Origin of the sequence: Nocardia sp. CA-145437, assembly GCF_050956485.1 — a bacterium.
Classification (GTDB): Bacteria; Actinomycetota; Actinomycetes; order Mycobacteriales; family Mycobacteriaceae; genus Nocardia.
In genome coordinates this window covers 606,586-632,822 of record NZ_CP191204.1, presented here as the reverse complement: position 1 = coordinate 632,822, position 26,237 = coordinate 606,586, and the positions used below count along the sequence as shown (strand labels likewise).

The 26,237-nt window shown below is 68.9% G+C and carries 23 protein-coding genes; 7 read left to right on the top strand and 16 right to left on the bottom strand.

Going from position 1 to position 26,237, the window contains the following annotated elements; genetic code table 11:
- Positions 1 to 60: 60 nt before the first annotated feature.
- Positions 61 to 1,665: an amidophosphoribosyltransferase gene (gene purF / locus ACQPYY_RS02960; RefSeq protein WP_379276305.1), complete on the bottom strand. Its 1,605-nt coding sequence runs from the start codon at positions 1,663 to 1,665 to the stop codon at positions 61 to 63.
- A 74-nt stretch (positions 1,666 to 1,739) separates the two neighbouring features.
- On the opposite strand from purF, the gene ACQPYY_RS02955 reads away from it, so the two are divergent.
- Positions 1,740 to 3,083: a YhgE/Pip domain-containing protein gene (locus ACQPYY_RS02955; RefSeq protein WP_433592676.1), complete on the top strand. Its 1,344-nt coding sequence runs from the start codon at positions 1,740 to 1,742 to the stop codon at positions 3,081 to 3,083.
- 3 nt (positions 3,084 to 3,086) lie between these two features.
- On the opposite strand, the gene ACQPYY_RS02950 is transcribed toward ACQPYY_RS02955, so the two are convergent.
- From ACQPYY_RS02950 to ACQPYY_RS02940, 3 genes are read right to left on the bottom strand one after another with little or no spacing between them, the layout of a single operon-like run.
- Complete coding sequence (locus ACQPYY_RS02950; RefSeq protein ID WP_379105878.1) at positions 3,087 to 3,473, bottom strand: sterol carrier family protein; 387 nt, start codon at positions 3,471 to 3,473, stop codon at positions 3,087 to 3,089.
- A 9-nt stretch (positions 3,474 to 3,482) separates the two neighbouring features.
- The gene (locus tag ACQPYY_RS02945; RefSeq protein WP_433592675.1) at positions 3,483 to 4,124 is read right to left on the bottom strand and encodes a lysostaphin resistance A-like protein; all 642 of its coding nucleotides are present in this window, start codon (positions 4,122 to 4,124) and stop codon (positions 3,483 to 3,485) included.
- A gap of 1 nt (position 4,125) precedes the next feature.
- A complete protein-coding gene (locus ACQPYY_RS02940) occupies positions 4,126 to 5,859 on the bottom strand; it encodes an alpha/beta hydrolase (protein ID WP_433592674.1) in 1,734 nt (577 codons plus the stop codon).
- Between the two features lie 150 nt (positions 5,860 to 6,009).
- Between ACQPYY_RS02940 and ACQPYY_RS02935 the strand changes: the two genes are divergently transcribed.
- Positions 6,010 to 6,297: a YiaA/YiaB family inner membrane protein gene (locus ACQPYY_RS02935; protein WP_379105884.1), complete on the top strand. Its 288-nt coding sequence runs from the start codon at positions 6,010 to 6,012 to the stop codon at positions 6,295 to 6,297.
- A 51-nt stretch (positions 6,298 to 6,348) separates the two neighbouring features.
- Here ACQPYY_RS02935 and ACQPYY_RS02930 read toward each other — a convergent pair whose 3' ends face one another.
- Entirely contained in the window at positions 6,349 to 6,999 is a 651-nt protein-coding gene (locus ACQPYY_RS02930) for a double zinc ribbon domain-containing protein (RefSeq protein ID WP_433592673.1), read from the bottom strand.
- A gap of 223 nt (positions 7,000 to 7,222) precedes the next feature.
- A complete protein-coding gene (gene purL / locus ACQPYY_RS02925) occupies positions 7,223 to 9,517 on the bottom strand; it encodes a phosphoribosylformylglycinamidine synthase subunit PurL (protein WP_379105888.1) in 2,295 nt (764 codons plus the stop codon).
- 360 nt (positions 9,518 to 9,877) lie between these two features.
- On the opposite strand from purL, the gene ACQPYY_RS02920 reads away from it, so the two are divergent.
- The gene (locus ACQPYY_RS02920) at positions 9,878 to 11,137 is read left to right on the top strand and encodes a glycosyltransferase 87 family protein (protein WP_433592672.1); all 1,260 of its coding nucleotides are present in this window, start codon (positions 9,878 to 9,880) and stop codon (positions 11,135 to 11,137) included.
- Positions 11,138 to 11,204: 67 nt separating this feature from the next.
- On the opposite strand, the gene ACQPYY_RS02915 is transcribed toward ACQPYY_RS02920, so the two are convergent.
- Positions 11,205 to 12,524, bottom strand: coding sequence for a M18 family aminopeptidase (locus ACQPYY_RS02915; RefSeq protein ID WP_433592671.1), 1,320 nt, complete (start codon positions 12,522 to 12,524; stop codon positions 11,205 to 11,207).
- Between the two features lie 24 nt (positions 12,525 to 12,548).
- Complete coding sequence (locus ACQPYY_RS02910) at positions 12,549 to 12,959, bottom strand: MarR family winged helix-turn-helix transcriptional regulator (protein WP_379105895.1); 411 nt, start codon at positions 12,957 to 12,959, stop codon at positions 12,549 to 12,551.
- A 78-nt stretch (positions 12,960 to 13,037) separates the two neighbouring features.
- Between ACQPYY_RS02910 and ACQPYY_RS02905 the strand changes: the two genes are divergently transcribed.
- Positions 13,038 to 14,111, top strand: coding sequence for a substrate-binding domain-containing protein (locus tag ACQPYY_RS02905; protein WP_433592670.1), 1,074 nt, complete (start codon positions 13,038 to 13,040; stop codon positions 14,109 to 14,111).
- A 22-nt stretch (positions 14,112 to 14,133) separates the two neighbouring features.
- Here the strand turns inward: ACQPYY_RS02905 and purQ are convergent, their stop codons facing one another.
- Together purQ and purS are read right to left on the bottom strand one after the other, a co-directional pair.
- A complete protein-coding gene (gene purQ, locus ACQPYY_RS02900; RefSeq protein ID WP_379105899.1) occupies positions 14,134 to 14,811 on the bottom strand; it encodes a phosphoribosylformylglycinamidine synthase subunit PurQ in 678 nt (225 codons plus the stop codon).
- Positions 14,808 to 15,041 (bottom strand): phosphoribosylformylglycinamidine synthase subunit PurS, encoded by a 234-nt coding sequence (purS, locus tag ACQPYY_RS02895; RefSeq protein WP_357089657.1) that lies wholly within the window; start codon positions 15,039 to 15,041, stop codon positions 14,808 to 14,810. The genes purQ and purS overlap by 4 nt, the downstream gene beginning before the upstream one ends.
- Positions 15,042 to 15,265: 224 nt before the next feature.
- On the opposite strand from purS, the gene ACQPYY_RS02890 reads away from it, so the two are divergent.
- Positions 15,266 to 15,910 (top strand): MBL fold metallo-hydrolase, encoded by a 645-nt coding sequence (locus tag ACQPYY_RS02890; protein ID WP_379105901.1) that lies wholly within the window; start codon positions 15,266 to 15,268, stop codon positions 15,908 to 15,910.
- 54 nt (positions 15,911 to 15,964) lie between these two features.
- On the opposite strand, the gene ACQPYY_RS02885 is transcribed toward ACQPYY_RS02890, so the two are convergent.
- Positions 15,965 to 16,741, bottom strand: coding sequence for a hypothetical protein (locus ACQPYY_RS02885; protein ID WP_433592669.1), 777 nt, complete (start codon positions 16,739 to 16,741; stop codon positions 15,965 to 15,967).
- A 114-nt stretch (positions 16,742 to 16,855) separates the two neighbouring features.
- Positions 16,856 to 18,238 carry a dipeptidase gene (locus ACQPYY_RS02880; protein WP_433592668.1) on the bottom strand — a complete coding sequence of 461 codons (1,383 nt, stop codon included), beginning with the start codon at positions 18,236 to 18,238 and terminating at the stop codon, positions 16,856 to 16,858.
- Between the two features lie 341 nt (positions 18,239 to 18,579).
- On the opposite strand from ACQPYY_RS02880, the gene ACQPYY_RS02875 reads away from it, so the two are divergent.
- Positions 18,580 to 20,109, top strand: a complete 1,530-nt coding sequence (locus ACQPYY_RS02875; protein ID WP_433592667.1) for a glutamate decarboxylase — start codon at positions 18,580 to 18,582, stop codon at positions 20,107 to 20,109.
- Positions 20,110 to 20,143: 34 nt separating this feature from the next.
- Here ACQPYY_RS02875 and ACQPYY_RS02870 read toward each other — a convergent pair whose 3' ends face one another.
- On the bottom strand, positions 20,144 to 22,324 hold the full coding sequence (locus tag ACQPYY_RS02870; RefSeq protein ID WP_433592666.1) for a S9 family peptidase: 2,181 nt from the start codon (positions 22,322 to 22,324) through the stop codon (positions 20,144 to 20,146).
- 368 nt (positions 22,325 to 22,692) lie between these two features.
- On the opposite strand from ACQPYY_RS02870, the gene ACQPYY_RS02865 reads away from it, so the two are divergent.
- Positions 22,693 to 22,908 (top strand): DUF397 domain-containing protein, encoded by a 216-nt coding sequence (locus ACQPYY_RS02865; RefSeq protein WP_379105911.1) that lies wholly within the window; start codon positions 22,693 to 22,695, stop codon positions 22,906 to 22,908.
- Positions 22,909 to 22,973: 65 nt separating this feature from the next.
- On the opposite strand, the gene ACQPYY_RS02860 is transcribed toward ACQPYY_RS02865, so the two are convergent.
- From ACQPYY_RS02860 to purB, 3 genes are all read right to left on the bottom strand, one after another.
- The gene (locus ACQPYY_RS02860) at positions 22,974 to 23,933 is read right to left on the bottom strand and encodes an alpha/beta hydrolase (RefSeq protein WP_379105913.1); all 960 of its coding nucleotides are present in this window, start codon (positions 23,931 to 23,933) and stop codon (positions 22,974 to 22,976) included.
- A gap of 128 nt (positions 23,934 to 24,061) precedes the next feature.
- Positions 24,062 to 24,499, bottom strand: a complete 438-nt coding sequence (locus ACQPYY_RS02855; protein ID WP_433592665.1) for an HIT family protein — start codon at positions 24,497 to 24,499, stop codon at positions 24,062 to 24,064.
- A 289-nt stretch (positions 24,500 to 24,788) separates the two neighbouring features.
- Positions 24,789 to 26,210, bottom strand: a complete 1,422-nt coding sequence (gene purB, locus ACQPYY_RS02850) for an adenylosuccinate lyase (protein ID WP_433592664.1) — start codon at positions 26,208 to 26,210, stop codon at positions 24,789 to 24,791.
- Positions 26,211 to 26,237: the final 27 nt, after the last annotated feature.

Below are 26,237 nucleotides of genomic sequence, written 5' to 3'. Positions count from 1 at the left end.
TTCGCGATTGCGCGAGCGGGCGCCGAGACCGCTTGCGCGGTGGCCACTCAGCGCTCAGCGCTAGGGGCGACTCAGCGCCGAGGCGTTGGCGTTGTCGGCCAGCAGCTCGGTTTCGGTGGTGCCGGACAGCATGCCCTCGAGCACGTTCTTGCCGATGGCGGTCTCCACCGGCAGCGCGATCGGGTACTCGCCGTCGAAGCAGGCGCAGCACAGCCGCGAGCGCGGCTGCTCGGTGGCGGCGACCATGCTGTCGAGGGAGATGTAGCCGAGGCTGTCCGCGCCGATGGAGCGGCGCACGCCCTCCACCATGTCGTCGAGGCTCTCGCCCTCGATGCCGTCGGGGCCCGCGCCGTTGGCGATCAGCTCCGCGCGCGAGGCGAAGTCGATGCCGTAGAAGCAGGGCCACTTGACCGGCGGGGAGGCGATCCGGACGTGGATCTCCAGGGCGCCCGCCTCCCGCAGCATGCGGATCAACGCCCGCTGGGTGTTGCCGCGCACGATGGAGTCGTCGACCACGATGAGCCGCTTGCCGCGGATCACCTCGCGAAGCGGGTTGAGCTTCAACCGGATTCCGAGCTGGCGGATGGTCTGGCTGGGCTGGATGAAGGTGCGGCCCACGTAGGCGTTCTTCATCAGGCCCTGGCCGTAGGGGACGCCGGAGCCCTGCGCGTAGCCGACGGCGGCGGGGGTGCCGGATTCCGGGACCGGGATGACCAGGTCGGCCTCGACGGGGTGTTCGGCGGCGAGGCGGCGGCCGATGTCGACGCGGGTGGCGTGCACCGAGCGGCCCGAGATGGTGGAGTCGGGGCGGGCCAGGTACACGAATTCGAAGACGCAGCCCTTGGGGGTGGGGTTGGCGAAGCGCAGCGAACGCACGCCGTCGGCGTCGATGGCGAGCAGTTCGCCCGGCTCGATCTCGCGGACGAACGAGGCGCCCACGATGTCGAGGGCGGCGGTCTCACTGGCGACCACCCAGCCGCGGTCGAGGCGGCCCAGGCACAGCGGGCGCACCCCGTGCGGGTCGCGGGCGGCGTAGAGGGTGTGCTCGTCCATGAAGGTGAGGCAGAACGCGCCCTTCAGGGTCGGCAGCAGCTCCATGGCGGCCTGCTCGATGCTCTTGTCGGCGGCGGCGTGCGCGAGCAGCGCGGTCATCACGTCGGAGTCGGAGGTGGCGGCCATGCCGCCCGCCAGACGGCCGGTGACCAGCCCGAGTTCCCGTGCGCGGGCGCTCAATTCGGCGGTGTTGACCAGGTTTCCGTTGTGACCCAACGCGATTCCGGTGCCGACCGCGGTGGTGCGGAAGATCGGCTGCGCGTTCTCCCACGTGGTGGAACCGGTTGTGGAGTAACGACAGTGACCGACGGCCACGTGGCCGGGCATGGCGGCCAGGGTTTGTTCGTCGAAGACCTGACTGACCAGGCCGAGATCCTTGAAGACCAGCACCTGCGAGCCGTCGGCGACCGCGATGCCCGCCGCCTCCTGTCCGCGGTGCTGCAATGCGTATAGTCCGTAATACGTGAGCTTTGCCACATCTTCGCCCGGTGCCCAGACACCGAACACACCACACTCTTCGCGCGGTTCGTTCTCGTCCTGATCAACGGTCGTGGCGGAGGCGGGGAGATTCACCGTTTGCTCCCTGTTCGGCGGGCTGGGGGCGAGAGCCATTCTACGGGTAACCGCAAGGCAACCCGCCGTTGGGATAACGGAGATGGCAGGCGGTTTGCTGTTAGCGTGCGACGGTGGCGAGCACCGACAGCACCGGTCGCGCGGAAACCGGTCCGCGACGCAGGCATCTGAGCCCGATCCGGTGGGCGTTCCCGATCGTGGTGGTCACGCTGCTGGCCTCGCTCCTGGGTGTCATGTATCTCGACTACGTCGTGGACCCGGAGAAGAATCTGCACGATTTCCCGATCGCCCTGGTGAACCAGGATGTCGGTGACGATCTGAAGACCGGCGATCAGGTCCGGCACGTGAACTTCGGCGATCAGGTCGCGGACGGTCTCACCAAGGCGGTCCCGGCGGACAAGATCGATCTGCGGGTGCTCGGCATCAACGAGGCGCAGCTGCAGATGCAGTCGGCGCGGGTGTACGGCACCATCATCATTCCCAGCGACTTCTCCAAGCGGCTCGGCATTCTCGGGGTCGGCAGCGTGGTGCCGGGTGAGATCTCCAAGCCGGTGCTGACGCTTCAGACCAATCCGCGCACCGGCGCGTTCGCGACCGCGGTGGTGCAGAAGTTCGGTGAGCAAGCTCTCACCCAGGTGAACGCCGAGGTCGGCAAGCAGCTGACCGATCAGGTCACGAAGCAGCTGACTCCGCCGCCGGGCGCGCCACCGACCGAACTGTCGGCCGCGACCCGGCTGGTGCTGGCGCAACCGCTGGACATCGTGACCGAGCAGTTCCGGCCGCTCCCGGGCGGTTCCGGCGAGGGGCTGACGGCCTTCTTCTACAGCCTGCTGCTCCTGCTGGTCGGCATGGTCGGCGCGATGATCATCCACCAGCTCATCGACTCCGCTCTCGGCTTCCTGCCGACCGAGTGGGGTCCCTGGTACGTGCACTATCCGCGTGCGTCCATCTCGCGGGTGCGCACGCTGCTGATCAAGTGGTCGGCGATCGCGGTGATGGCGGTGGTGGTGTCGGGGGCGCTGGAGGGCATCGCGTCGCTGCTCGGCATGCCGATCGACAGACCGCTCCTGCTGTTCCTCTACGGCGCGCTGGTGATCACCGCCGTCGGCTTCACCTGCGCCTCGACGCTGGCCGCGATCGGCACCGCCGGCCTGATCATCAACCTGATCGTGTTCATCATCCTGGGCCTGCCGTCCTCGGGCGGCACCATCCCGATCGAGGCGACCCCGAAGTACTTCGGCTGGCTGGCCACGTTCGAGCCCATGCACCAGGTGTTCCTGGGCACCCGCTCGATCCTCTACTTCTTCGGCGACGGGCAGGCGGGCCTGACCCGCGGCGTCTGGATGGCGCTGCTCGGCCTGACCATCGGCGTGGTGTTCGGCCTGTTCATCACGCGCTACTACGACCGGAAGGGCTTGGAGCGCAAGCCCGCGACCCTGCCGGACGCGGCGGCGTAGCACTCAGAGCGGGACGACCGGCAGCCAGCGCGCGACCTCGCCCGCACGGCTGCCGGAGGCGGTGAGGGCGGCCGATTCCACCGCGGCGCCGAAGTCGAGCAGACCGGTCGCCAGCAACAGCCAAGTCCGAGCATCTGTTTCGACGACATTGGGCGGATTGCCGCGGGTGTGCCTGGGGCCCTCGATGCACTGGACGGCGACGAAGGGCGGGACCCGCACCTCGACCGAGTGGCCGGGGGCGTCGGCCGCGAGCGCCCGGGCGGTGCCGCGGACCGCCGCCGCGAGCTCGGTGCGGGCGGGCGCGGGCGCGGAGTCGTCGCGCAGCCACTCCCCCACCGCGGCGACCGCCGCTCGCACCGCCGCCGGATCCACCGCACCTCGTCGCGCCATGCCGTGAGGCTACTGCGCGAGGCGGCGGGCCAGTCGAGGGGCGAGGGCTCCGCCCGCATTGAGGGCCAGATGCAGCAGGGCCGGAGCGGTGGCGCTGCCGGTGTGGCGGCGCAGCAGGTCGAACACCAGACCCGCCCCCGTGGTGAGGGCGACGGTGCCGGTGACCGGGTCGGCGGCGGCACGCGCGGGCTGGATGTGGGAGAGGCCGAAAACCAGTGCGCCCGCGGCGGTTCCGAGCTCGCCCGCCATGCGTTCCAGCAGCGGCGTCAGGGTGGAGCGGTAGACGAGTTCCTCGGTCAGGACGGTGCCGCCGGGAATGTGCAGGGCGGTCCATTCCAGGGTGGAGACGCCGGCGCCGCGGTCGGCGAGTCCGGCCAGGTGGCGGCGGGCGGCCGGAATGGCGAGGGCCGCGGCGTAGCCGGACAGCACGGTGGCCGCGGCGACGGCTCCGGCCCGGATGCCGCGGCGGGACCGGAAGTTCGGGTCTCCCCGAAAGGCGAGGGTGTACGCGAGCGCGTAGCCGGTATTGGCGGCGGTGCGGCCGCGGACGTCCAAGCGCAGGGCCGGGAGCAGGTAGTCGCTCCAGATCAGCGGTATCACCATGGCGGCCAGGGCTTTCGGATGCAGCAGCGCGCGGGCCCGGGCGCGCACGCTACTTGACCGCCCGCTCGTACGCCTCCGCGAGCTCGATCTGGGTGCGGATGCGTTCCCCGAGGACCGGCGTCCAGTCCGGCGGCGCGGCGACGGCGGCCCAGCCGTCGAGGACCAGGGAGCCGTACCGGTGGCCGTGCCCGTCGCTGACGCCCTGGGCGTTGGTGAGGTCGGCGACGACCTGCCAGAAGGTGACGAACGGCCACCACCGCATCTGCGAAGACACGTCCGCGCCGCGCGGTTCGGACAGCCAATCCGGTTGGGAGAAGATGAGATCCGAGGACCACCACACGATGGGGTCGGACGGATGCTGCAGGTAGGCGATGCGCGGCTTGCGCCACTCCGGCGAGGGCCGATTCAAATCCTCGGCGGTGGCGGCGAATCGGACCACCAGCCCGTCGGCGTAGATCGGATCCACTTCCCGGGTGCCCAGGTCGCGGCGTTGAACGAACTGCCGCCACAGTCGATTCGAGTTGGGCGGCCCCACCCACAGCGCGCCGTCGACCTTGGAGCGCAGATCGGCCAGTCCCTCGAAGGCGGATTCGGAGCCCTGCGAGCCGAGGCTCTCCCCGTACACGAGCAGTTTGGGCCGATGGTCGGCCGGTCGTTGCGACCAGGCCCGGTACACCGCGTCGAACATGGTGCGCCCGTTGGCCGCGACTTTCTCGCGGTCCGCCAGGAACGACAGCACGCTCGGCAGATACGAGTACTGGGACGCGACGATCGCGGTGTCGCCGCCCCACATGTATTCGAGCGCGGCGGCCGCCTCCCCGTTCACCCAGCCGGTCCCGGTGGTGGTGGCCAGCACCAGCACCTTGCGGTCGAAGGCCCCCGTGCGCTCGAGTTCGGCGACGGCCATGTCTTCCTCACGCATGTCCTGGGTCGCCGATTTCAGGCCCACGTAGACCCGAATCGGTTCGCGCGCGGGCTTTCCGGTGACCGCGCTGATCAACACCGGATCGGGTCCGTGCGAGACGAACCACCGTCCCTCCGACCCCAGCGTCTCCCAGGTGGCCAGCGAGGCCGGACTCCCGGAACGCTCCGGCTTCATCGGCTGCACCGCGAAGTCGCTCATCTTGTCGTTGCGCACACTGAACGCCGAGTTCGCGACCGCGAAGAAGGCCCGGGTGGCGACACCGTTGAACAGGGTCACGATCAGCACGGTCAGCAGTAGCGCCCCGATGGCGGGCGCGAGCGCGGGTGGCACCTTCACCCACCGGCTGAGCAACCGGGCCAGGAACCGCACCGCCTCCCGCAGCGTCCGGTAGACGGCGACGACGAGCGCGCCGACCGCCACGCTCAGCCCGCCGGTGCGCAGGTACGCGGCGCGGGTGGTGCCCTCCATGTTCATGAGGCTGGTGATCTCGCGCTGCCAGTCCGCGGACAGCACCAGCATGGCGCCCGCCACCAGGGCGCACGCCACGACCACGACGACCTTCACCAGGTAGCGCACCCATTCGGGCGGGGTCTCGACCGGAATCCGCGGCCGCACCCACCGCCGGAAGGCCCATTGCAGCACGCACCCGACGCCGTACCCGATGGCGGCGTTGAGCCCGGAGATCAGGCCCTGGAACAACCAATCCCGCGGCACCAGCGAGGGCGTCACCGACCACGCGAAGAAGATGGTGGCCACCACCAACCCCGTGTGATTGAGGTCGATGATGTCCTCCGCCCGCCGCGCGACCACGGCGGCGCGTGTGCGCAACCGGGTCAGGGCGTGGGCGGAGTCCAGCACCCGTCAAGTATGGACGCAACCGGCCCGAATCCGGGGAGCCCCACGTGTGAGAGGGGCCATCACCCGGGCGTGTCGGACACGGCTTCTACCGACCCGACTCGAGTAGATGTACTCGGTCGATTCGACGGTGCGCCAGCCACACTCGGATTCATGAGCAACCCCGGCGCGCAGACCAAGTCCACCACCGCGTTTCTGGCGCAGGCCGCGATCGCCTTCGGAATCAGCTTCTGCGCCTTGATCATCGGCATCGCCTACCTCCCCCTCGACATCTGGCAGCGCGGCTTCCTCCTGATGGCCATGTTGTTCCTGGTCAGCAGCAGCTTCACCCTCGCGAAAGTCATTCGCGACCAGCATGAATCGTCGAAGGTTCACCAGCGCATCGACGAGGCGCGCATGGAGAAACTGATGGCCGAACACGATCCTTTCAAGATCAACTGAATTGATCGCCCCGCCGCGCGGCCGGTCCCACCGCGCCGACGGCCGCGAATGCTACTGACCTTGCCCGCAATTCGAGCAGAACGCCGACCCCACCGGGATCTGATGCCCGCAGCCGCGGCAGCCCGAACGCAGGTCCAGAGCGGTGCCGCAGGCTCCGCAGAATCGACCGCCGGTGGTGTTGGAACCGCAGGTCGGGCAGAGAACCCGGGCGGGGGTGGAGATGTCGTGCTGCCGGGCCCAGTCCTGACCCCGCGCCGCTTCCTGGATCTGTTCACCGCGGGCGGCGGCCTGCGCCCGCGCGATCTCGTGCTGGACCAGGGGTGAACAACCCGTGCACTGGCCCACCTGCTCGTTCCAGCAGTTGCGCGCGCACATCCAGGAACCGCAGCCCCCGCACAGCCGGAAGTTCGGCTCCACTTCCCTGATGGCGGTGGCGAAAGCCTTGTCCTTGGTGCTCGAGGACGAGCTGCCCCAGCTGTTGGAGTAGCTGTCGGCGGCCGAGGATGCCTTGTTCAGCACGGTGAAACGGTCACCGAACAGGTCCCGCAGCACGCGCAGCAGGCCCCGGCCTCGCGAGAGGTAGTTCTGCTGGAACGCGGACTGGTAGACGGTTCTGCATCGGTCGCAGTGGAAGTCCCACTGGAAGCCCTCGTCGTTCGACATATCGGAAAAGTTGCTGGTGAAGACGACCGGCGCGGCCATGGTGGTGTTCGATTCCTTTGCAGCCGATGTGAATACGTCGAAGGCGCGCGGGAACCCTCCGAGCACCAACAGGTCTGATATCGGCGGGAGATCACAAAGCGCAACATGTGTACCGCACCGGCCGCGGCCGTGGATGGCGAGAGCCCGCCCGGACGAACCGGGCGGGCTCTCGATCATTCCTACGGCTGTGTGGCCGCTACGGTTCAGCGCCGTGGGCGACCGCTCAGTGGTCGGCGTTGCCGAACAGGGCGGGGAGGGTGCCCTCGTGGGCGGCGCGGAGCTCGTCGAGGGTGGCCTTGAACAGGCCCTGGACCTCGACGGAGTCGGAGCCGTCGTCGACGACGCCGATGCGGGCCCAGGGGAGGCCGCGCGCGTCGCACATCTTGGTGAAGCGGGTTTCCTCCGAGCGGGGGACGGCGACCAGGACGCGGCCGGCGGACTCGGAGAAGAGGGTGACGAACGGGTCGGCGCCCTCGGGAAGGATGATGCGGCAGGCGGTTTCGCCGGCCAGCGCGGCCTCGACGACGGTCTGGATGAGGCCGCCCTCGGAGACGTCGTGCGCGGCGGAGACCATGCCGTCGCGGGAGCCGGAGACCAGGATCTCGGAGATCAGCTGCTCGCGGGCGAAGTCGACCTTCGGGGGCAGGCCGCCGAGGTGGTCGTGCTCGACCTGCGCCCAGATGGAGCCGTCGAGCTCGTCGCGGGTCTCGCCGAGCAGGATCAGGGTCTCGCCGGGCTCGGTGCCCAGGCCGGTCGGGATGCGGCGGTGCACATCGTCGATGACGCCGAGCACGCCGACCACGGGGGTCGGCAGGATGGCGGTCTGGCCGGTCTGGTTGTAGAAGGACACATTGCCGCCGGTGACCGGAATGCCCAGGGCCGCACAGCCGTCCGCGAGACCGCGCACGGCCTGCTGGAACTGCCACATGACGCCCGGGTCCTCCGGCGAACCGAAGTTGAGGCAGTTGGTGACGGCCTTCGGGGTGGCGCCGGTGACGGCGACATTGCGGAAGGCCTCGGCCAGCGCCAGCTGCGCGCCGGTGTACGGGTCCAGCTTGGTGTAGCGGCCGGAGGCGTCGGTGGCCAGGGCGATGCCGCGGCCGGACTCCTCGTCGATGCGGACCACGCCGGCGTCGGCGTGCTCGGCGAGCACGGTGTTGCCGCGCACGTAGCGGTCGTACTGCTCGGTGATCCACTTGCGCGAGCACAGCTGCGGGCTGGCCAGCATCTTCATCAGGGTGGCGCGCAGTTCGTCGCCGGTCTGCGGGCGGTTCAGGCGCGAGGCCGAATCCGCGTTCAGCGCATCCTGATCCGCGGGCCGCTGCACCGGGCGCTCGTAGACCGGGCCCTGGTGGGCGACGGTGCGCGGCGGCACGTCGACGACGGTCTCGCCGTGCCAGGTGATGACCAGGCGGTCGCCGTCGGTGACCTCACCGATGACGTTGGCGTTGACATCCCACTTCTTGCAGACGGCCATGAAGGCGTCCACGTTCTCGGGGGTGACGACCGCGCACATGCGCTCCTGCGATTCGCTCGACAGGATCTCGGCGGCGGTCATGCCGGCGGCGCGCAGCGGGACCTGGTCCAGGTCGACCAGCATGCCGCCGTCACCGGCCGCGGCCAGTTCGGAGGTGGCGCAGGACAGGCCGGCGCCGCCGAGGTCCTGGATGCCGACCACGAGTCCGGCGTGGTACAGCTCGAGACAGCACTCGATGAGGACCTTCTCGGCGAACGGGTCGCCGACCTGGACGCTGGGGAGCTTCTTGCGGCCGGAGCCGGATTCGTCGCCGGAGAAGGTGTCCGAGGCGAGCACGGACACGCCGCCGATGCCGTCGAGGCCGGTGCGCGCGCCGAACAAGATGATCTTGTTGCCCTGGCCGGAGGCGAAGGCCAGGTGCAGGTCCTCGACCCGCATGACGCCCGCGCACAGCGCGTTGACGAGCGGATTGCCCTGGTAGGACGAGTCGAACACGGTCTCGCCGCCCACGTTCGGCAGGCCCAGCGAGTTGCCGTAGCCGCCGACACCGCGGACGACGCCGTCGACCACGCGCCGGGTGTCCGGGTGGTCGGCCGCGCCGAAGCGCAGCTGGTCCATCACCGCGATCGGGCGCGCGCCCATGGCCATGATGTCGCGCACGATGCCGCCGACGCCGGTCGCCGCACCCTGGTAGGGCTCCACGTAGGAGGGGTGGTTGTGCGATTCGACCTTGAAGGTGACCGCCCAGCCGTCGCCGATGTCGACCACGCCGGCGTTCTCGCCGATGCCCGCGAGCATCGACTTCTTCATCTCGTCGGTGGTGGTCTCACCGAAGTAGCGCAGGTGCACCTTGGAGGACTTGTAGGAGCAGTGCTCCGACCACATCACCGAGTACATGGCGAGCTCGGCGTCGGTGGGACGGCGCCCGAGGATCTCCTTGATCCGGGCGTACTCGTCGTCCTTGAGGCCGAGTTCCTTGTAGGGCTGCGGGTGGTCCGAGGTGGCCGCGGCGTTGCTGACGGTATCGACGTGGCTGGTCACGGGAATACCAGAGTCCTTTCGGCCGGGCAGGTCGGAAGCGAATGCCCGCGTGGCTGGATGTCGGCGAGATACGAACCGAGTCTAATTGCCGACCAAATCAGGCCCTTACCCCGCCCATCGCTGTGTCCGGGACCACTTCTCGGCACTCACAGCCCCGCCCACACCCACTACGGGTTTCGTGTGCCGAAGCGCCAACTGATTTGCCGCCGACCGGGGTAACTCGCCGGGTATGCCCGAAATTGCCTCGGCTCCCGGCCGCCGGTCCGCATGCAGGTCCGGCCGCGGCACCCGAGCCGTGCGCTGAAGTCCCGGGGAGGCGGGGGAGCAGTCTCGGGGAGGCGGGGGAGCTACTCTGTGGCGGTGAACGATCGATCCGGGGTCGCGGATCCGACCGAACAACCCGTGACCACGCCTGCGGGGCTGACTCGACGGCAGGGAGAGCTGCTCCTGGTCGCGGTCGCACTGTTCGCGGTGTCCGCTTTCATCAGCTATCAGGCCAAGCTCTGGCACGGATACATCGACCTGCAGGTGTACCGCAACGGTGCGCGGGCCTGGCTCGACGGCAAGGATCTGTACGGCCCGATGCCGCCGGTCTACGGACTCGGACTGCCGTTCACCTATCCCCCGTTGGCCGCGCTGTTCTTCGCGCCGCTGGCCCTGATGCCGCTGGCGGTCGCCGAATGGGCGGTGCTGGCGGTGTCGATCGCCTCGCTGGGCGTGACCCTGTGGGTGGTGCTGGACCGGATCCGCCCGACCCTGGCCTGGCAGACCCGCCTGGCGATCGTGGTCGGCGCGGTCGCGCTGCTGCAACTGCTGGAACCGATCCGCCAGACCTACGGGTTCGGCCAGATCAACCTGGTGCTGATGGCCGCGGTGGCGCTGGACTGCCTGGCGCGCAAGACCTTCTGGCCGCGCGGCATGCTGATCGGCATCGCGGTGTCGGTGAAGCTGACCCCCGGCGGCTATCTCCTCTACTTCCTGCTGCGCAAGGACTGGAAGGGCGCGATCACGCTCATCGTGTCCGCCATCGGCGCGGTGGCGGTCGGTTTCGTGCTGTTCCCGCACGATTCGCCGGAGTACTGGTTCCACACCCTGGCCGATACCGGCCGCATCGGCCCGCCCTGGTACGCGGGCAATCAGTCGATCAAGGGCTTCGTGTTCCGGCTCGGCTACTCGACCTCGATGTCCACGCTGATCTGGCTGGTGCTGTCGGTGGCCGCGGTGGCCCTGGCCGCGCTGTGGATGAAGCGACTGCTGGACGCGGGCTCGAACGTGGCCGCGCTGATGGTGAATGCAGCGGCGGTGCTGCTGGTTTCGCCGGTCTCCTGGTCGCATCACTGGGTGTGGATCGCGCCCGCGCTGATCGTGGCCGCCGACGCGATCTCCCGCGGCCGCCGCAATCCGTGGTTCCTGGGCGCGGTCGGCGCGGCCGTGGTGATGTTCGCGATCGGCCCGATGTGGCTGCTCCCGCACGACCACGACCGTGAGCTCACCTGGAACTGGTGGCAGCAGATCGTCGGCAACAGCTACGTGCTGTTCACGCTGATCGTGTTCGTGGTGGCGGCACTGACGTATCACCCGAAGCCCGCGGCGGCCGACGCCGAACTGTCGAGGGCCTAGCACCCCGAAGCGAGAGGGCCGCCCGCACGGATCGCGCGGGCGGCCCTTCGTCGTTTCGGAAACTGGATCAGCGCACGGCTTCCGGCGTCAGGAACGCCGCGAGCGCTGCCGCGTACGCGGCCACATCGGCCGCGCCCATCATTTCCCGCGCCGAGTGCATGGCCAGCTGGGCCGCGCCGACATCCACCGTGGGCATGCCGGTGCGGGCCGCGGTCATCGGCCCGATGGTGGAGCCGCACGGCAGGTCGGCACGGTGCACATAGCGCTGCAACGGCACGTCGGCCTGCGCGCAGGCGAGCGCGAACGCGCCCGCGCCGGTGGCGTCGGTGGCGTAGCGCAGGTTCTGGTTGACCTTGAGCACCGGTCCCCCGTTCACCTCGATGCGGTGGGCCGGTTCGTGCCGGTCCGGGTAGTTGGGGTGGGTCGCGTGCGCCATGTCGCCCGAAGCGCAGATCGAACCGGACAGGGCCGCCAGGTATTCGGCGCGGCCGCCGCCGCGGGTGAGCACGATGCGTTCGAGCACCGTGGGCAGCAGGTCCGATTGCGCGCCGCGGTCGGATTGGCTGCCGACCTCCTCGTGGTCGAACATGGCCAGCACCGGCACCGCCGCGCCGGGTTCGGCGATGGCGGCCAGGAAGGCGCGCAGGCCGGCGTAGCAGGTGCCCTGATTGTCGAGCCGGGGCGCGCTCACCAGATCCAGGTCACGGCCGATCAGCTTGGACGGCACCAGATCATGGGTCATCAGCTCCCAGCCGAGCACGCCGTCCGCCTCGATGCCGGCCCGTTCGGCGATGAACGCCATGAACGATCGCGGTTCGCCGCCGATCCCCCACACCGCGTTCACGTGCCGCTGCGGGTCCAGCTGTACCCCGCGCCGATCGTCGGAGAGGTGGATGGCCAGTTGCGGCACCCGCAGGAGCGGCTCGTCGATGCGAATCAGCTTCTCCCGCACCATGTTTCCATCGCGTACCGAGAGCCGCCCGGAGATGCCGAGATCGCGGTCGAGCCAGGAGTTGAGCCAGGCCCCGCCGTAGGGTTCCAGCCCGACCAGCTGCCAGCCCGCGACGGCCAGGTCCGGGTGCTGCTTCACCCTCAGGTTGGGGCTGTCGGTGTGCGCGCCGACCACGCGGAAGGGCGTGGCCTGCCCGGCGCGGAAGCCGGTGGGCGTGCCGGGTCCGCCGTCCGCCCACGCGACCAGCGAGCCGCCGCGCACCACGTAGTAGCGGCCCGCGCTGCTGGAGGGCCAGGGCGCCGATTCGGAGAGCCGGGTGAAGCCGAGGTCGTCGAGTTCCGCTGCGACAGTGCGGCAGACGTGGAACGGCGACGGGGAGGCATCGATGAATTCACACAGGCCGGCGGCGGTCGCGGTGGTCTCGGCAACAGGCATCCCCCGATACTAAGGAACCTCGGTTCAGTTCCCGGGGAGCGGGGCTTCGGCGACCCGGCCGAGCAGGCGGACCAGTTCGAGGTAGTCGTCACTGCCGAGACTGCGGCGCATGTCGGCCTCGGCGCGGGCTTCCTCGGCGCGCACCTCGGCGACGAGTTCCTCGCCGCGGCGGCTCAATCCGATGAGGATGCGGCGGCGGTCGTCGGCCGCGGCGACCCGGAAGATGAGTCCGCGCTCGGCCAGGTGATCGGCGTGCCGGGTGGCCGACGACGGGGCCAGCTGGGCCCGCGTCGCCAGTTCACTCATGGTGATGCCGATGTCGGCGGAGAGGTTGGTGAGCATGCACCACTGGTCGGCGGTCAGCCGTCGCGCGCACAGCGCGGCGTCCAGGTGACGAAGCCAACTCCGCTCGGCCGCCCGGAGGGCTCCATGCAAGGTGGAAAATCCACCTAGAATTGTCGCCATATTTCCCGCCCGTCAGAAAAACCGCTTGAACGAGGGGAAGGGTAACCGATGTCCCCGTTCGACGGGAATCCCGAGAACGTCTTCGAGATCATCAACATAGTTCCGCAGCAGGGTCCCGGCGGTATCTTCGGGCCTTCCTGTGAGGCGGCCATTTCTCTGGCGTTGGAAGAAATCAACTCCGGTACCGGAATTCTGGGAAGAGAATTGCGCGTCACCCACATAGACGGGGGCCGGGAACCGCCCGTGGTGGCGGCGGAGGTGTCCGCGCTGCTGGCCACCGGCCTGGTGCGGGCTGTCACGGGATGGCACACCTCGGCGGTGCGGCGGGCGGTGGAGCGGGTGACCGCGGGGCGGGTGCCGTATCTGTTCGCCACCGATCACGAGGGCCTGAACTCGGCTTCGGCTCCCGCGGGCCTGTTCATGATCGGCGCGGACCCCCGGCATCAGATCCTGCCCGCCCTGGACTGGCTGCGCCGCTCCTGCGACGCGCGCCGCTGGGCGATCATCGGCAACGATTACGTGTGGCCGCGGCGCACGGCGGCGGCCGTGCGGGCCGCGCTCACGGATCCGGACCTGATCCCGCTGGAGGTGTTCGTGCCCATGAACACCCGCGACTTCCGGGACTTCCTCGACGATCCGCGGCTGGATCAGGCGGACGGGGTGATCGTGCTGCTGGTGGGCGCGGACGTGGCCCGCTTCAATGTGCAGTTCACCCGCACCGGCCGGACCGCGCAGCAGGTCCGGGTGAGCCCGGCGGTCGACGAGAACGTGCTGCTGGCCGCGGGCGGCGGCGCCAACCACAATCTGTTCGTGCCGTCCGGATTCTTCGTGAACGGCCCGCACGACCGGGAGCGGCTGGACCGCTATCGCCGACTACACGGGGGCTTCGCGCCCTCCCTGACGAACTTCAGCAACACCAGTTACGAGGCCGTCCACACCCTGCGCGGCATGGCGGAGCTGGCCGGATCATTGGACGTGCGGCGGATCCAGTCCGCGATCGCGGACCGTCCGGTCGTCGAAACCCCGTGGGGCGAGCTCGGATTCGAGGGCCGACAAGCGATCCGCCCGACCTGGCTGGCCAGGGCGGGCGGCATCGACTTCGAGATCCTGGACGGAATCTAGTTGTTCGGTCGTGCTCGCGTGATTACGCGGAGACCAGGCTGTCCAGCACGGACAGGAACAGGCCCAGGCCGTCGTCGCTGGGGCCGGTGAGCGGCTCGGTGGCGTGCTCGGGGTGCGGCATCAGGCCGACGATGCGACGGTTCGCGGAGGTGATGCCCGCGATGTCGCGCTGCGACCCGTTGGGGTTGCCGCCCGCGTAGCGGAAGACCACGCGGCCCTCGCCCTCGAGCTCGTCGAGCACCTCGGCGGACGCCTGGAAGCGGCCCTCGGCGTTCTTGACGGGGATGAGGATCTGGGCGCCCGGCTCGTAGCGGGTGGTCCAGGCGGTGTCGGTCTGCTCGACGGTCAGCCACTGGTCGCGGCAGACGAAGTGCAGGCCCTCGTTGCGGGTCAGCGCACCCGGCAGCAGGCCCGCCTCGCACAGGATCTGGAAGCCGTTGCAGATGCCCAGGATCGGCATGCCCTGCTCGGCGGCCTTGATGACCTCACCCATGACGGGGGCCATCGAGGCGATGGCGCCCGCGCGCAGGTAGTCGCCGTAGGAGAACCCGCCGGGGACCACGACCGCGTCGACCTGCTTGAGGTCGGCATCGGCGTGCCACAGCGAAACGGGCTCGGATCCGGCCAGTTTCACGGCCCGGGCGGCGTCGACGTCGTCGAGCGTGCCCGGGAAGGTGATGACACCGATGCGGGCGCTCACAGCCGGACGACCTTCCAGTCCTCGATCACGACGTTGGCCAGCAGCGTTTCGGCGATCTGCTCGAGATCGGCGTCGCTGACGTCGTCGGCGACGTCCAGCTCGAATCGCTTGCCCTGCCGCACATCCGAGATCCCGGGGTGCCCGAGACGCCCCAGCGCTCCGACGATGGCCTGTCCCTGCGGATCCAGGATCTCGGCCTTCGGCATCACCTCGACCACGACACGTGCCACGCGTTGCTCCTCAGCTGGTGGGGCGGCGCTCGGTCCATGCATGCCAGGCCGAGCGGGGGGTATCGCTGATCAGCGTAGTTGGCCTGGGCGGCGCGGGCCGCGCCGGGGCCGACCGTCCGTGGCCTGCGCCACAGCCCGTCCGTGGCCTGCGCCACAGCGGGGTCCGCCGCGACCCGGGGCGACTGACGGAGCGTGCCAGGCCGGTGCGGGGCTACCGTTGTCCCATGCGCATAGCCCATTTCGGACATTCCTGCATTCTGGTGGAACTGCACGGCGCGAAGATCCTATTCGATCCGGGCAATTTCTCGCACGGATTCGAGGGCATCACCGGATTGGACGCGATCGCGGTCACCCATCAGCACCCCGACCACATCGACTCGAACCGGATCGGGGCCCTGATCGAGGCGAATCCGCAGGCCAGGCTGCTGTCCGACCCGCAGACCGCGCTGCAGCGGGGTGAGCCCTGGGAGGCGGTCCATGCCGGAAATGTTCTGAAAGTCGGTGACGTCCAAATTACCGGCGGCGGTGGCCGGCACGCGGTCATCCACCCCGAGATCCCGGTAATAGACAACACTGTCTTCCAACTCGGCACCGCGGAAGATCCGTCCCAACTCGTCCATCCCGGTGATTCACTGTGGGTTCCGCCGACACCGGTCGGGGTTCTCGCCATTCCCGCCGTCGCACCGTGGATGCGTATCAGTGAGGCCGTCGATTACCTGCGGGCGGTAAATCCCCGCATCGCCTTCCCCATCCACTACGGGATCATCGAGCCCGCGGCACAGGGCATCTATTTCGGTCGACTGGCCGAAATGGGTCCGGCCAATACCGAATTCCGGGTCGTGGAACCCGAGGACAACGCCGAATTCTGATTCCGCGCCACCGGGCGGGAGCGGCCACCGCCCGGCGGCGCGAGTTCCTGGAAACTACTGCGGCGGAGGCGGATTCGTGGTGAACTGCGCGACCGCCGCCCCGACCCCGGCGCCCACCAGAGCACCGACCAGGGCGCTCGCGCCGCCGATGATGGCCGCGCCCAGGGTGCAGCCGCCGATGGTGCCGGTGATCGCACCGCCCGCGACGCCGAGCGCCGCACCGGCCGCCGCGAATCCGGGCGCCAGCGCCATCTCGCCGGAGACGATGATCGGCGCCAGCAGCGCGGCCGCGATGATGCCCGCGATGAACCCGAGCACACCGCCCGCGATGGCTCCGACGCCCGCGCCCGGTCCCGCGCCGAGGACACAGCCCGCCCCCGCTCCCGGAATGCCGCCGGCGAGCGCGCCGATGGCCGCGCCCTGCGCGACGGTGGTGTCGAACCTGTCCTGTTGCTGCTGCTGGGTGTCGGGCATCGGCAGGGTGCCGGGGGCGGGGTCGAGGATGGCCTGGCCGGGATCGGATTCCGGGGTCAGCTCGACCGACTGGTCGGAGACCAGTGCCCGGATCGGGTACCGGAGGTCGTCGACCTTGTAGTACAGCGCCAGGGTGCGGACGACCCGCCCGCCCGGCTCGCGGATGACGAGATTGCCGTTCTCGACGGCGAAGCTGCCGTTGTCGAGTGCGATCGAGGCGGTTCTGTCGGCCAGGCTCGCGGTGACGGTGACGTCTTCCGGGGCGGCCGTGGTGGTGCCGGAGGTGATGAACAGCGATGAGAGTGTGACGGTGGTGAGGAACGCGGCCGCGGTGGCCGGGGTTCTGCCGTGCTTCATGCTGGCTCCCTCGAGTCGGCGAACCTTCCCTTCTCTGACCGATATGACCAGTCAAGTGTTCACCGACTCCGGCACGCCCACGGCAGAACGCGAAAAAAATACCGCTGACCTGATCTAACGGTAGGAAGCCAGGAAAAGCGCCTCGGCGAGGGCCATGTTCTCGATCTCCGTCGGATCGACGCTCTCGTTCGGCGCGTGGATCAGGCACTTGGGTTCCTCGACCCCCATGAGCATGATCTCGGCTTCCGGATAGGTGTCGGCGAAGACGGTGCACAGCGGGATCGAGCCGCCCTGCCCTTCGGTGGTCGCGGGCCGCCCGTAGGCGGCCTCCATGGCCGACGACATGGCCCGCCGCGCCGGGCCGTCGGCGCTGCCGACGAACGGCGAGCCGGTGGCCTCGGTCTCCACGGTCACCTTCGCGTGCCACGGCGCGTGCGACTTCAGGTGCGCGGTCAGGGCTTTCAGCGCCTCGTCCGGCTTGGTGCCCGGCGGGATGCGCAGGTTCAGGCGCGCCCGGGTCTTCGGCTGGATGGCCGCCGAGGAGCCGACCACGGCCGGGACGTCCATGCCGAGCACGGTCAGAGCCGGTCGCGCCCACAGCATGTCGGCCACCCTGCCGCCGCCCACCAGGCCGACGCCGTCGAGAACGCCCGCGTCGGAACGGAATTGGGCCTCCGGGTAGTCGTGACCCTCCCACACCTGGTCGTTGCGCAGGCCGTCGACGGTGGTGTTGCCCTCCGGGTCGCGCAGCGTGCCCAGCAGGTGGATCATGGCCGCGAGCGCGTCCGGCGCGGGGCCGCCGAACATACCGGAATGCATGGGGCTGGAGAGTGTTTCGACGGTGACGACCACGTTCACATTGCCACGCAGGGTCTGGGTGAAGGTGGGCACGCCGACCGCGAAGTTGCCGCAGTCGCAGATCAGGAGGGTGTCGGCGCGCAGCAGGTCGGCATTGCCGGGGACGAACTCCTCCAGGCCGCCGGTGCCCTGCTCCTCGGAGCCCTCCGACACCAGCACCAGCCCGACCGGGAAGTCGTCGCCGTACACCTTGCGCAGCGCCCGCAGCGCGGTCAGGTGCATGACGATATTGCCCTTGCAGTCGGCGGCGCCGCGCCCGTACCAGCGGCCGTTCTTCTCGGTGAGCTGCCAGACCGGGGTCTGCCAGGCGGCGTCGTCGAGCGGCGGCTGCACGTCGTAGTGGCAGTACAGCAGGATGGTCGGCGCGCCCGCGGGGGTCTCGCTGCGCGCGACCACGGCCTTGCTGCCGTCGGGCGTCTCGTACAGTCCGACATCGGTGAGGCCCTCCGCCCTGAAGGCGTCGGCCACCCACTTCGCGGTCTTCTCGCATTCCTCGATCGGGAACTGCCGGGCGTCGTACACCGACTTGAACGAGACGAGCTGGGCGAGATCGCTTTTCGCCCGCGGCATGAGTTCCCTCACCGCCGCGCGCAGGGCGGCCGTGGCCGAATCATCCTCGGTTTCAACGGTACCGGTCATGGGCATCCTCCCGTGGTCAGTGGTGGTCGTCGGAATCGACCGTGTCACCCAGTCTTCATGCCGGCGCCCTACGAGGACACGAACACCGCCACCCAGTAGATGGTGATGATGACGATCGCCACGTACATACTTGGTGGCCGTCGCCCCCTTGGTCACCGTGCCGGTCATCACTGGTCCCTTCCAGGCAGAACACCGAACCCGCTCACCGCCGCAAGGCTGAATAGTAACCGTTCAGCAACTATCTCTCGATTACGAAACGGTAGGTTGCAGAACCAGTTTCGATGAGACGATCTGGCTACCATCGATGTGGCAAACCGTGGTGTGCGCGAGATCGGAGCCTCATGACCGGCATTCTGGAACCCGACGACGTTTTCGCGATGCCCGGTATCAAGCGCGGCGCACCGCACGGGGGCTTTCCCGAACACGAGATCTTCCCGCAGGTCGCCTACCAGATCGTGCACGACGAACTGCTGCTCGACGGCGTCTCCCGGATGAACCTGGCCACCTTCTGCACCACCTGGGTCGACGACGAGGCCCGGCGGCTGATGAACGAGTGCCTCGACAAGAACATCGTCGACAAGGACGAGTACCCGCAGACCGCCGAGCTCGAGCAGCGCTGCGTGCACATGCTCGCCGACCTGTGGAACTCGCCCGACGCCCTGGGCACTCTCGGCACCTCCACCACCGGCTCCAGCGAGGCGGCCATGCTGGGCGGACTGGCCGCGAAATTCCGCTGGCGCAAGCGCGGCGGGCGCGGCATCCCCAACTTCGTGTGCGGACCGGTGCAGGTGTGCTGGGAGAAGTTCGCCCGCTACTTCGACGTGGAGATCCGCCAGATTCCGCTACGCGGCGACCGCTACACCATGCACCCCGACGACATCGCCGCGTACTGCGACGAGAACACCATCATGGTGGTGCCGACCTTCGGCCAGACCTTCACCGGCCTGTTCGAGGACGTCGAGGGCGTCAGCCGGGCCCTCGACGAACTCCAGGACCGGACCGGACTCGACATCCCGATCCACGTCGACGCGGCCAGCGGCGGCTTCCTCGCCCCCTTCTGCGCGCCCGAGATCCGCTGGGACTTCCGGCTGCCCCGGGTCAAGTCCATCAACGCCTCCGGCCACAAGACCGGCCTCGCCCCGCTGGGCGCGGGCTGGGCCATCTGGCGCACCGAGGAGGACCTGCCCGACGAACTCATCTTCAACGTCGACTATCTGGGCGGCAATATGCCCACCTTCAATCTGAACTTCTCCCGGCCCGGCGGGCAGGCCGTCACCCAGTACTACGACTTCATCCGGCTCGGCCGCACCGGCTACCGCAATGTGCAGACCGCGATCTACAGCGCCGGACAGCATCTGGCCGAGGGGCTCACCGAGACCGGGCCGTTCGAACTCATCCACGACTCCGACCCCCGGCACGGCATCACAGCGGTCTCCTGGAAGACGTCGGAGGCGTCGAAGCTCAGCCTCTACGACCTGTCCGACCGGCTGCGCACCCGCGGCTGGCTGATCGCGGCCTACCCGCTGCCCGCCGACCGTGCGGACGAGACCATCATGCGGGCCGTGCTGCGGCACGGATTCACCCACGACATGGCCGATCTGCTGCTCGACGACCTGGCGCGCGGCATGAAGGTGCTCGACAAGCACCCGCTGACGACCTCGCTCACCCGCGAGGACGCGGGCGGCTTCACCCACAACGCCGACGCGGCGGTGCCCACCGCGGAGCTCCAGGCGAAGATCAAGGCCGAGCTCGGCGGGCACGCGAAGACCGATGGCGAGCCGGCCACCGGCACGAAGACCAAGTCCGCCACCGGCAAGCACAAACACGCGGCGCGTAAGTCCAAGACCAAGAAGAAGGCCGGGAAGAAGTGACGGCGGCCGAGGATTCGGCCGCCGTCGAGTGTGGCTAGTTGTCCGCCGCCCCGGCGGTGTCGAGCACCCACGCGAACTCGAAGGCGACTTCCTTCCACTTCTCGTAGCGGCCGCTCACACCACCGTGGCCGGCGCTCATCTCGGTCTTGAGCAGCAGCTGCGAGTCGCCGGTCTTGGTGGCGCGAAGTTTGGCCACCCACTTGGCGGGCTCGACGTAAAGCACGCGTGTGTCGTTGAGGCCGGTGATGGCGAGGATCGCCGGGTAGTCCTGGGCCGTGACGTTCTCGTACGGTGAGTAGGACTTCATGTACTCGTAGACTTCCTTGTCCTCCAACGGGTTTCCCCACTCGTCCCACTCGGTGACGGTGAGCGGCAGGGAGGGGTCGAGGATGGAGGTCAGCGGGTCCACGAACGGCACGTTGGACAGGATGCCCGCGAACAGCTCCGGGGCGAGGTTCGCCACCGCGCCCATGAGCAGGCCGCCCGCGCTGCCGCCGTCGGCCACCATGCGGTCCGGCGCGGTCACCCCGGAATCCACCAGATGCCGTGCGACGGAGACGAAGTCGGTGAAGGTGTTCTTCTTGGTGAGGGTCTTGCCGTGCTCGTACCAGAGCCGGCCCATCTCACCGCCGCCGCGCACGTGCGCCACCGCGAACACCATGCCGCGGTCCAGCAGCGACAGCCGCGCCACCGAGAAGTACGGGTCGATGGCGGCCTCGTAGGAGCCGTACCCGTAGAGCAGCAACGGCTTCGGCTCCGCCACCGCGTCCCCGCCCATCGCGGCCGCGGTCTCACGGCGCATCACCAGCGAGATCGGCACCCGGGTGCCGTCCGCGGCCACCGCCCAATCCCGTTGCTGCACATACTCGTCGGCGTCGTACCCGCCGAGCACCACCTGCTCCTTGCGCAGCAGCAGTTCACCGGTCTCGGGCACGTAGTCGAACACCTGGGTCGGGGTGATGAAGGAGGTGAGCCCGATGCGCAGCATGGGCTGCTCCCACTCCGGGTTCGCGCTCAGCCCGGCCGAGAACAGGGCCAGGTCGAAGTCGATGTCCTTCAGCTCGCCGTAGCCGTCGGCGGTCAGCGGCCACACCGCGACCCGGGGCAGCGCCTCGCGGCGGTAGCTCAGCACCAGCTTGTCGGCGAAGGCGTCGATGTCCTCGAGCCGTACGTCGTCGCGGTGCGGGATCAGGATCTTCATGGCGGCGGGCTCGGCCAGCGGGGCCTCGGCCAGCACGAAGTTGACGGCCTTCACACCGTCCACCACATCGTTGTGCAGGATGAGCAGCTTGTCCTCGCCGCCGATGACGGCGTGCTCGGCCGAGTACTCCACGCCCTCCCGGCGCGGGATGAGTACCCGGAATTCGCCCTCGGGGTTGTCCGCCTCCAGGATCCAATTCTCGGTGGTGATCTTGGAACCGGTCATGATGACCAGGAACTGCTCCGAGCGGGTGGCGCCGATGCTGACCCAGAAGCTCTCGTCCGGCTCGTGGAAGACCCGGACGTCCGCGGACTGCTCGGCGCCCAGCCGGTGCCGCCACACGCTGTCGGGCCGCCAGGAGTCGTCGAGGGTCTGATAGAAGACGTGGGTGCCGTCCAGCGACCAGGTCGCGCCGGGCGCGATATTCGGGATCTCGTCGGCCAGCAGTTCACCGGTGCGCAGGTTCTTGATGCGCAGCGTGTACCGCTCGTTGCCGAGCGTGTCGGCCGAGTAGGCGAGCATGTCACCGGCGTGGCTCAGCGAGTACGCGCCGAGCGCGAAGAAGTCGTGGCCCTCGGCCAGCTCGTTGGAGTCGAGCACGATCTCCTCGCCCGGGATCTCGACGTCGGCCTCCAGCTTGGGCGGGGTCCAGTCGTCCGGGTCGGCGATCGGGCAGCGGCAGTGCACACCGTGCTGCTTGCCCTCGAAGGTGCGCGAGTAGTACCAGTAGTCGCCCATGCGGGTGGGCAGCGACAGGTCGGTCTCCTGGGTCCGCCCCTTGATCTCCTCGAAGATCTTCGCCCGGAGCGGGCCCAGCTTCGCGGTCTGCGCCTCGGTGTAGGCGTTCTCCGCCTCCAGATACGCGATGACCTCGGGATTCTCCTTGTCCCGCAGCCACTCGTACTCTTCGACGACGACGTCCCCGTGGTGCACGCGCTCCGTCGGCACCCGCTTGGCGATCGGCGCCACCACCGCGCCGCTGACTGACGTCGTGCTCCCACTGTCCAAAGCCATGGGACCAACTTAGTGGGGAACCCCGCGGTGGGGGTCAACGGGCGCGGCGCTGCCTCGGCAGGGCTGTCAGACGCTGCTCGTACAGGTAGAAAACGGCCGCCTTCCGGCGAGCGCATTGGTCGGTCGGGCAACTTCGGTGGATCCGCAGGATGCTGTGGGCCAATTCCACCGAGAACCGCTCGGGAACCACCGCACAGCTGTCGGAGACCGGGGCTGCGCGTTGCGGGGACCATGGCGTGCGCACCACATACCTCCTTCCGCTGACAGAAGATGGAATATCCGATCCGAACCCTTCACAAACACTGGCATGATGAGTGCGATCTACATCACCGACCAGTCCTGCTGGTCTGCGCACAGGGGAGGCGATAGTGGAAGCGAAGAACCGCGTGATCGAAGCCGACGCGGTGTGGCGGCGCGGGGACGACAGCGCCGACGGCGTCGAAATCGCCTTCCTGGCCAGTGGAAACATCGGATTACGGGATTCCCGGAATCCGGACGGCCCGGTGCTGGTCTTCACTCCCGGCGAGTGGGAGGCCTTCGTCGCCGGCGCCAAGGACGGCGAATTCAACCGGCCCGGAGCCTGATTCGACCGAGCCCGGCTCGAAGCGAGCCGGGCTCAACGCCGTTCGAGCCCGGCCGGCGACCATGTTCAGGCCCCTATCGCCCCGCTGATGGTCGGCCAGGAATTGTGCAGCGTGTCCTGCCAGTACGACCACGAATGCGTGCCCACCGGTGAATGTTCCACCCGCGCCGGAATGTTCGACGAACGCAACCGCTGTTCGAACGCGGTGACGCAGGCGTCCACCCCGAATTCGATGGGACCGCCGAAGAAGATGTTCTCCGGCAACTGCGGCTTGATCTCCAGCTCGTGCGGACCGGGCAGGCCGGTGCCGGTGGACAGGAAGATGGTCTTGCCGCGCAACGCCTCGGTCAGCACCGCCGGATTGTGGTCGGCCCAGGCCGGACCGCCCGGCACGCCCCACATGTTCAGCGGATTCCCGCCGCGATTGGCCACCGAGAACATCATGGCGCCCTGCGCGATGGTGGTGTCCGGGCAGGCGCTGTAGCCCGCCACCGCCCGGTACATCTCCGGATGGCGCACCGCCAGCACGAACGCCGCGATCCCGCCCATGGACAGGCCGCCGATGGCATTCACGCCGTTACCGGCGAAATACCCGTCGATGATCGGCGGAAGTTCCTGTGTCAGAAAGGTTTCCCACCGGTAGCGGCCGAAGCGCGGATCGTCGGACACCCAGTCGGTGTAGTAGCTGGCCTGGCCGCCCATCGGCAGCACCACGTTCACGTTCTTGCCCTGGAAGAACGGCTCCGCGTCGGTGGCATTGGTCCAGGTGCTCTGGACGGCGCCGGGATCGAGACCGTCGAGGAGGTAGTAGGTGGGACGCTCGCCGCCGCCGACCGGATGCAGCACCTGCACCTGGATCGTGCGGCCCATTGCCACCGAGTCGATGAACAGCGCCGAACGGGTGGGGCTCAACTGGTCGACCCGGACCACCTCGGCGGCGCGGGCGATGGTCGGTGGCGCGGCCGCCGGATAAAGCAACCCTGCGGCAATTGCCAAAACAGCTGCGGCAACGGCTCTTCTGCGCATTCCCCACCTCCATCAGCCCACCACAATCGCAATCCAACGTAACTCGAGAAACTCGCGTGACGCCGGGGAATGCGGTTACGGCGTGTCCTTGGCAAACCAGACGGTTCGGATATGGTAATGCACGGCAGCTATGAATTCGGGGCAATTCGGGCCAATGCCCCCTTGATAGATCCCGCCAGATAATCGAGGTCCGCACGCGCCGGGGAAGTCGGGCGCGCCCGCAACCCGAAACCATCCCCCGGAGTGCGCGGAATCACGTGCAGATGCACATGGAACACCTCCTGACCCGCCGTCACCCCGTCGGCCAGAAAGAAGTTCACGCCGTCGCAGCCGACCTCGGACTCCCGCAGACCCGCCGCGATCCGCTGCCCCACCTGAAACAGCTTGCCGCCCATCGCGGGATCCAGCTCCGCCAGACTCCGCGCCGGCACCTTGGGAATCACCAGCACATGCCCCGGCGTCACCGGCCGAATGTCCATGAACGCCAGGCAATCCTCGTCCTCGTACACCGTCGAGGACGGGGCCCGACCGGCAACGATATCGGCGAAGATCGTGTAAGGATTCATGCCCGCAGCTTAGGCTCGCGCCACCCGCTGCCCATCCGCCACCGCGACTCCCGTCCACCACCGCGGCTCCACCGACCGCCGGGCGAACCGATCCCACACCACACACCGCCCGGCCGCCACCGCGGCTCCATCGACTGCCGGGCGAACCGATCCCACACCACACACCTCCCGGCCGCCGCCGCGGCTCCATCGACCGCCGGGCGAACCGATCCCGCAACACTCGCCACATACTCGTTCGCCCCCGGCTCCGTTCAGGAGCCGGGGGCGAGATCCGAGAGTCGTTGTACCCCTACAGGATCGGCGACGGAGTGTAGCGGGCCGCCTCCGGGTCGGCGTCCACCAGCTTCTGCACCTGGGCGATCACCTCGACGGTCTGCGCCTCGGCCGCGCCGATGAAGGCGGACCGGTCGGCCAGCGCCGCGTCCAGGGCGGCCCGGTCCAGCGGCATCCGATCGTCGGCGGCCAGACGGTCCAGCAGATCGGGCTCGCGGCCCTGCTCACGCATGGCCAGCGCCACCGCCACCGCGTGCTCCTTGATGACCTCGTGCGCGGTCTCGCGGCCCACGCCCGCGCGCACCGCCGCCATCAGGATGCGGGTGGTGGCCAGGAACGGCAGGTAGCGGTTGAGCTCGCGGTCCACCACGGCCGGGTAGGCGCCGAACTCGGCCAGCACGGTCAGGAAGGTCTCCATCATGCCGTCGATGGCGAAGAAGGCGTCCGGCAGCGCGACGCGGCGCACCACCGAGCAGAACACGTCGCCCTCGTTCCACTGTGCGCCCGCCAGCTCGGCGGCCATCGAGCCGTAGCCGCGCAGCACCACCTGCAGGCCGTTGACGCGCTCGCAGGAGCGGGTGTTCATCTTGTGCGGCATGGCCGAGGAACCGACCTGGCCGGGCTGGAAGCCCTCGGTGACCAGCTCGTGGCCCGCCATCAGCCGAATGGTGTGCGCGAACGAGGACGGGCCCGCGCCCACCTGCACCAGCGCGGAGATCACGTCGTGGTCCAGCGAGCGCGGGTAGATCTGGCCGACGCTGGTGAAGACGTTCGCGAAGCCCAGGTGCTTGGACACCTTCTGCTCCAGCTGCGCCAGCTTGGCCGCGTCGCCGCCGAGCAGGTCCAGCATGTCCTGGGCGGTGCCCATCGGGCCCTTGATGCCGCGCAACGGGTAGCGGTCGATGAGCTCCCGCAGCCGGGTCAGCGCGATGAGCAATTCGTCTGCGGCGGAAGCGAATCGCTTGCCGAGGGTGGTGGCCTGCGCGGCCACGTTGTGCGAGCGTCCCGCCATCACCAGGGTCTGGTACTGCGCCGCGCGCTCGGCCAGCCGCGCCGCGATGGCCACGCCGTGGCCGTACACGTGCTGCAGCGACAGCCGGATCTGCAGCTGCTCCACATTCTCGGTGAGGTCGCGGGAGGTCATGCCCTTGTGCACGTGCTCGTGCCCGGCGAGCGCGTTGAACTCCTCGATCCGCGCCTTCACGTCGTGGCGGGTGACCCGCTCGCGCTCGGCGATGGACTTCAGATCGACTTGATCGATGACCCGCTCGTAGTCCTCGACGACACCGGCCGGAACATCGATCCCCAGCTCGGCCTGCGCCCGGAGAACCTCGAGCCACAGCCGCCGCTCGAGCACGATCTTGTTCTCGGGCGACCAGAGGTGAACCAGCTCGGGGCTGGCGTAACGGGTGGCGAGGACGTTCGGCACAAGACTCACGTTGTGCCAGTTTACCGGCTGTGTGCT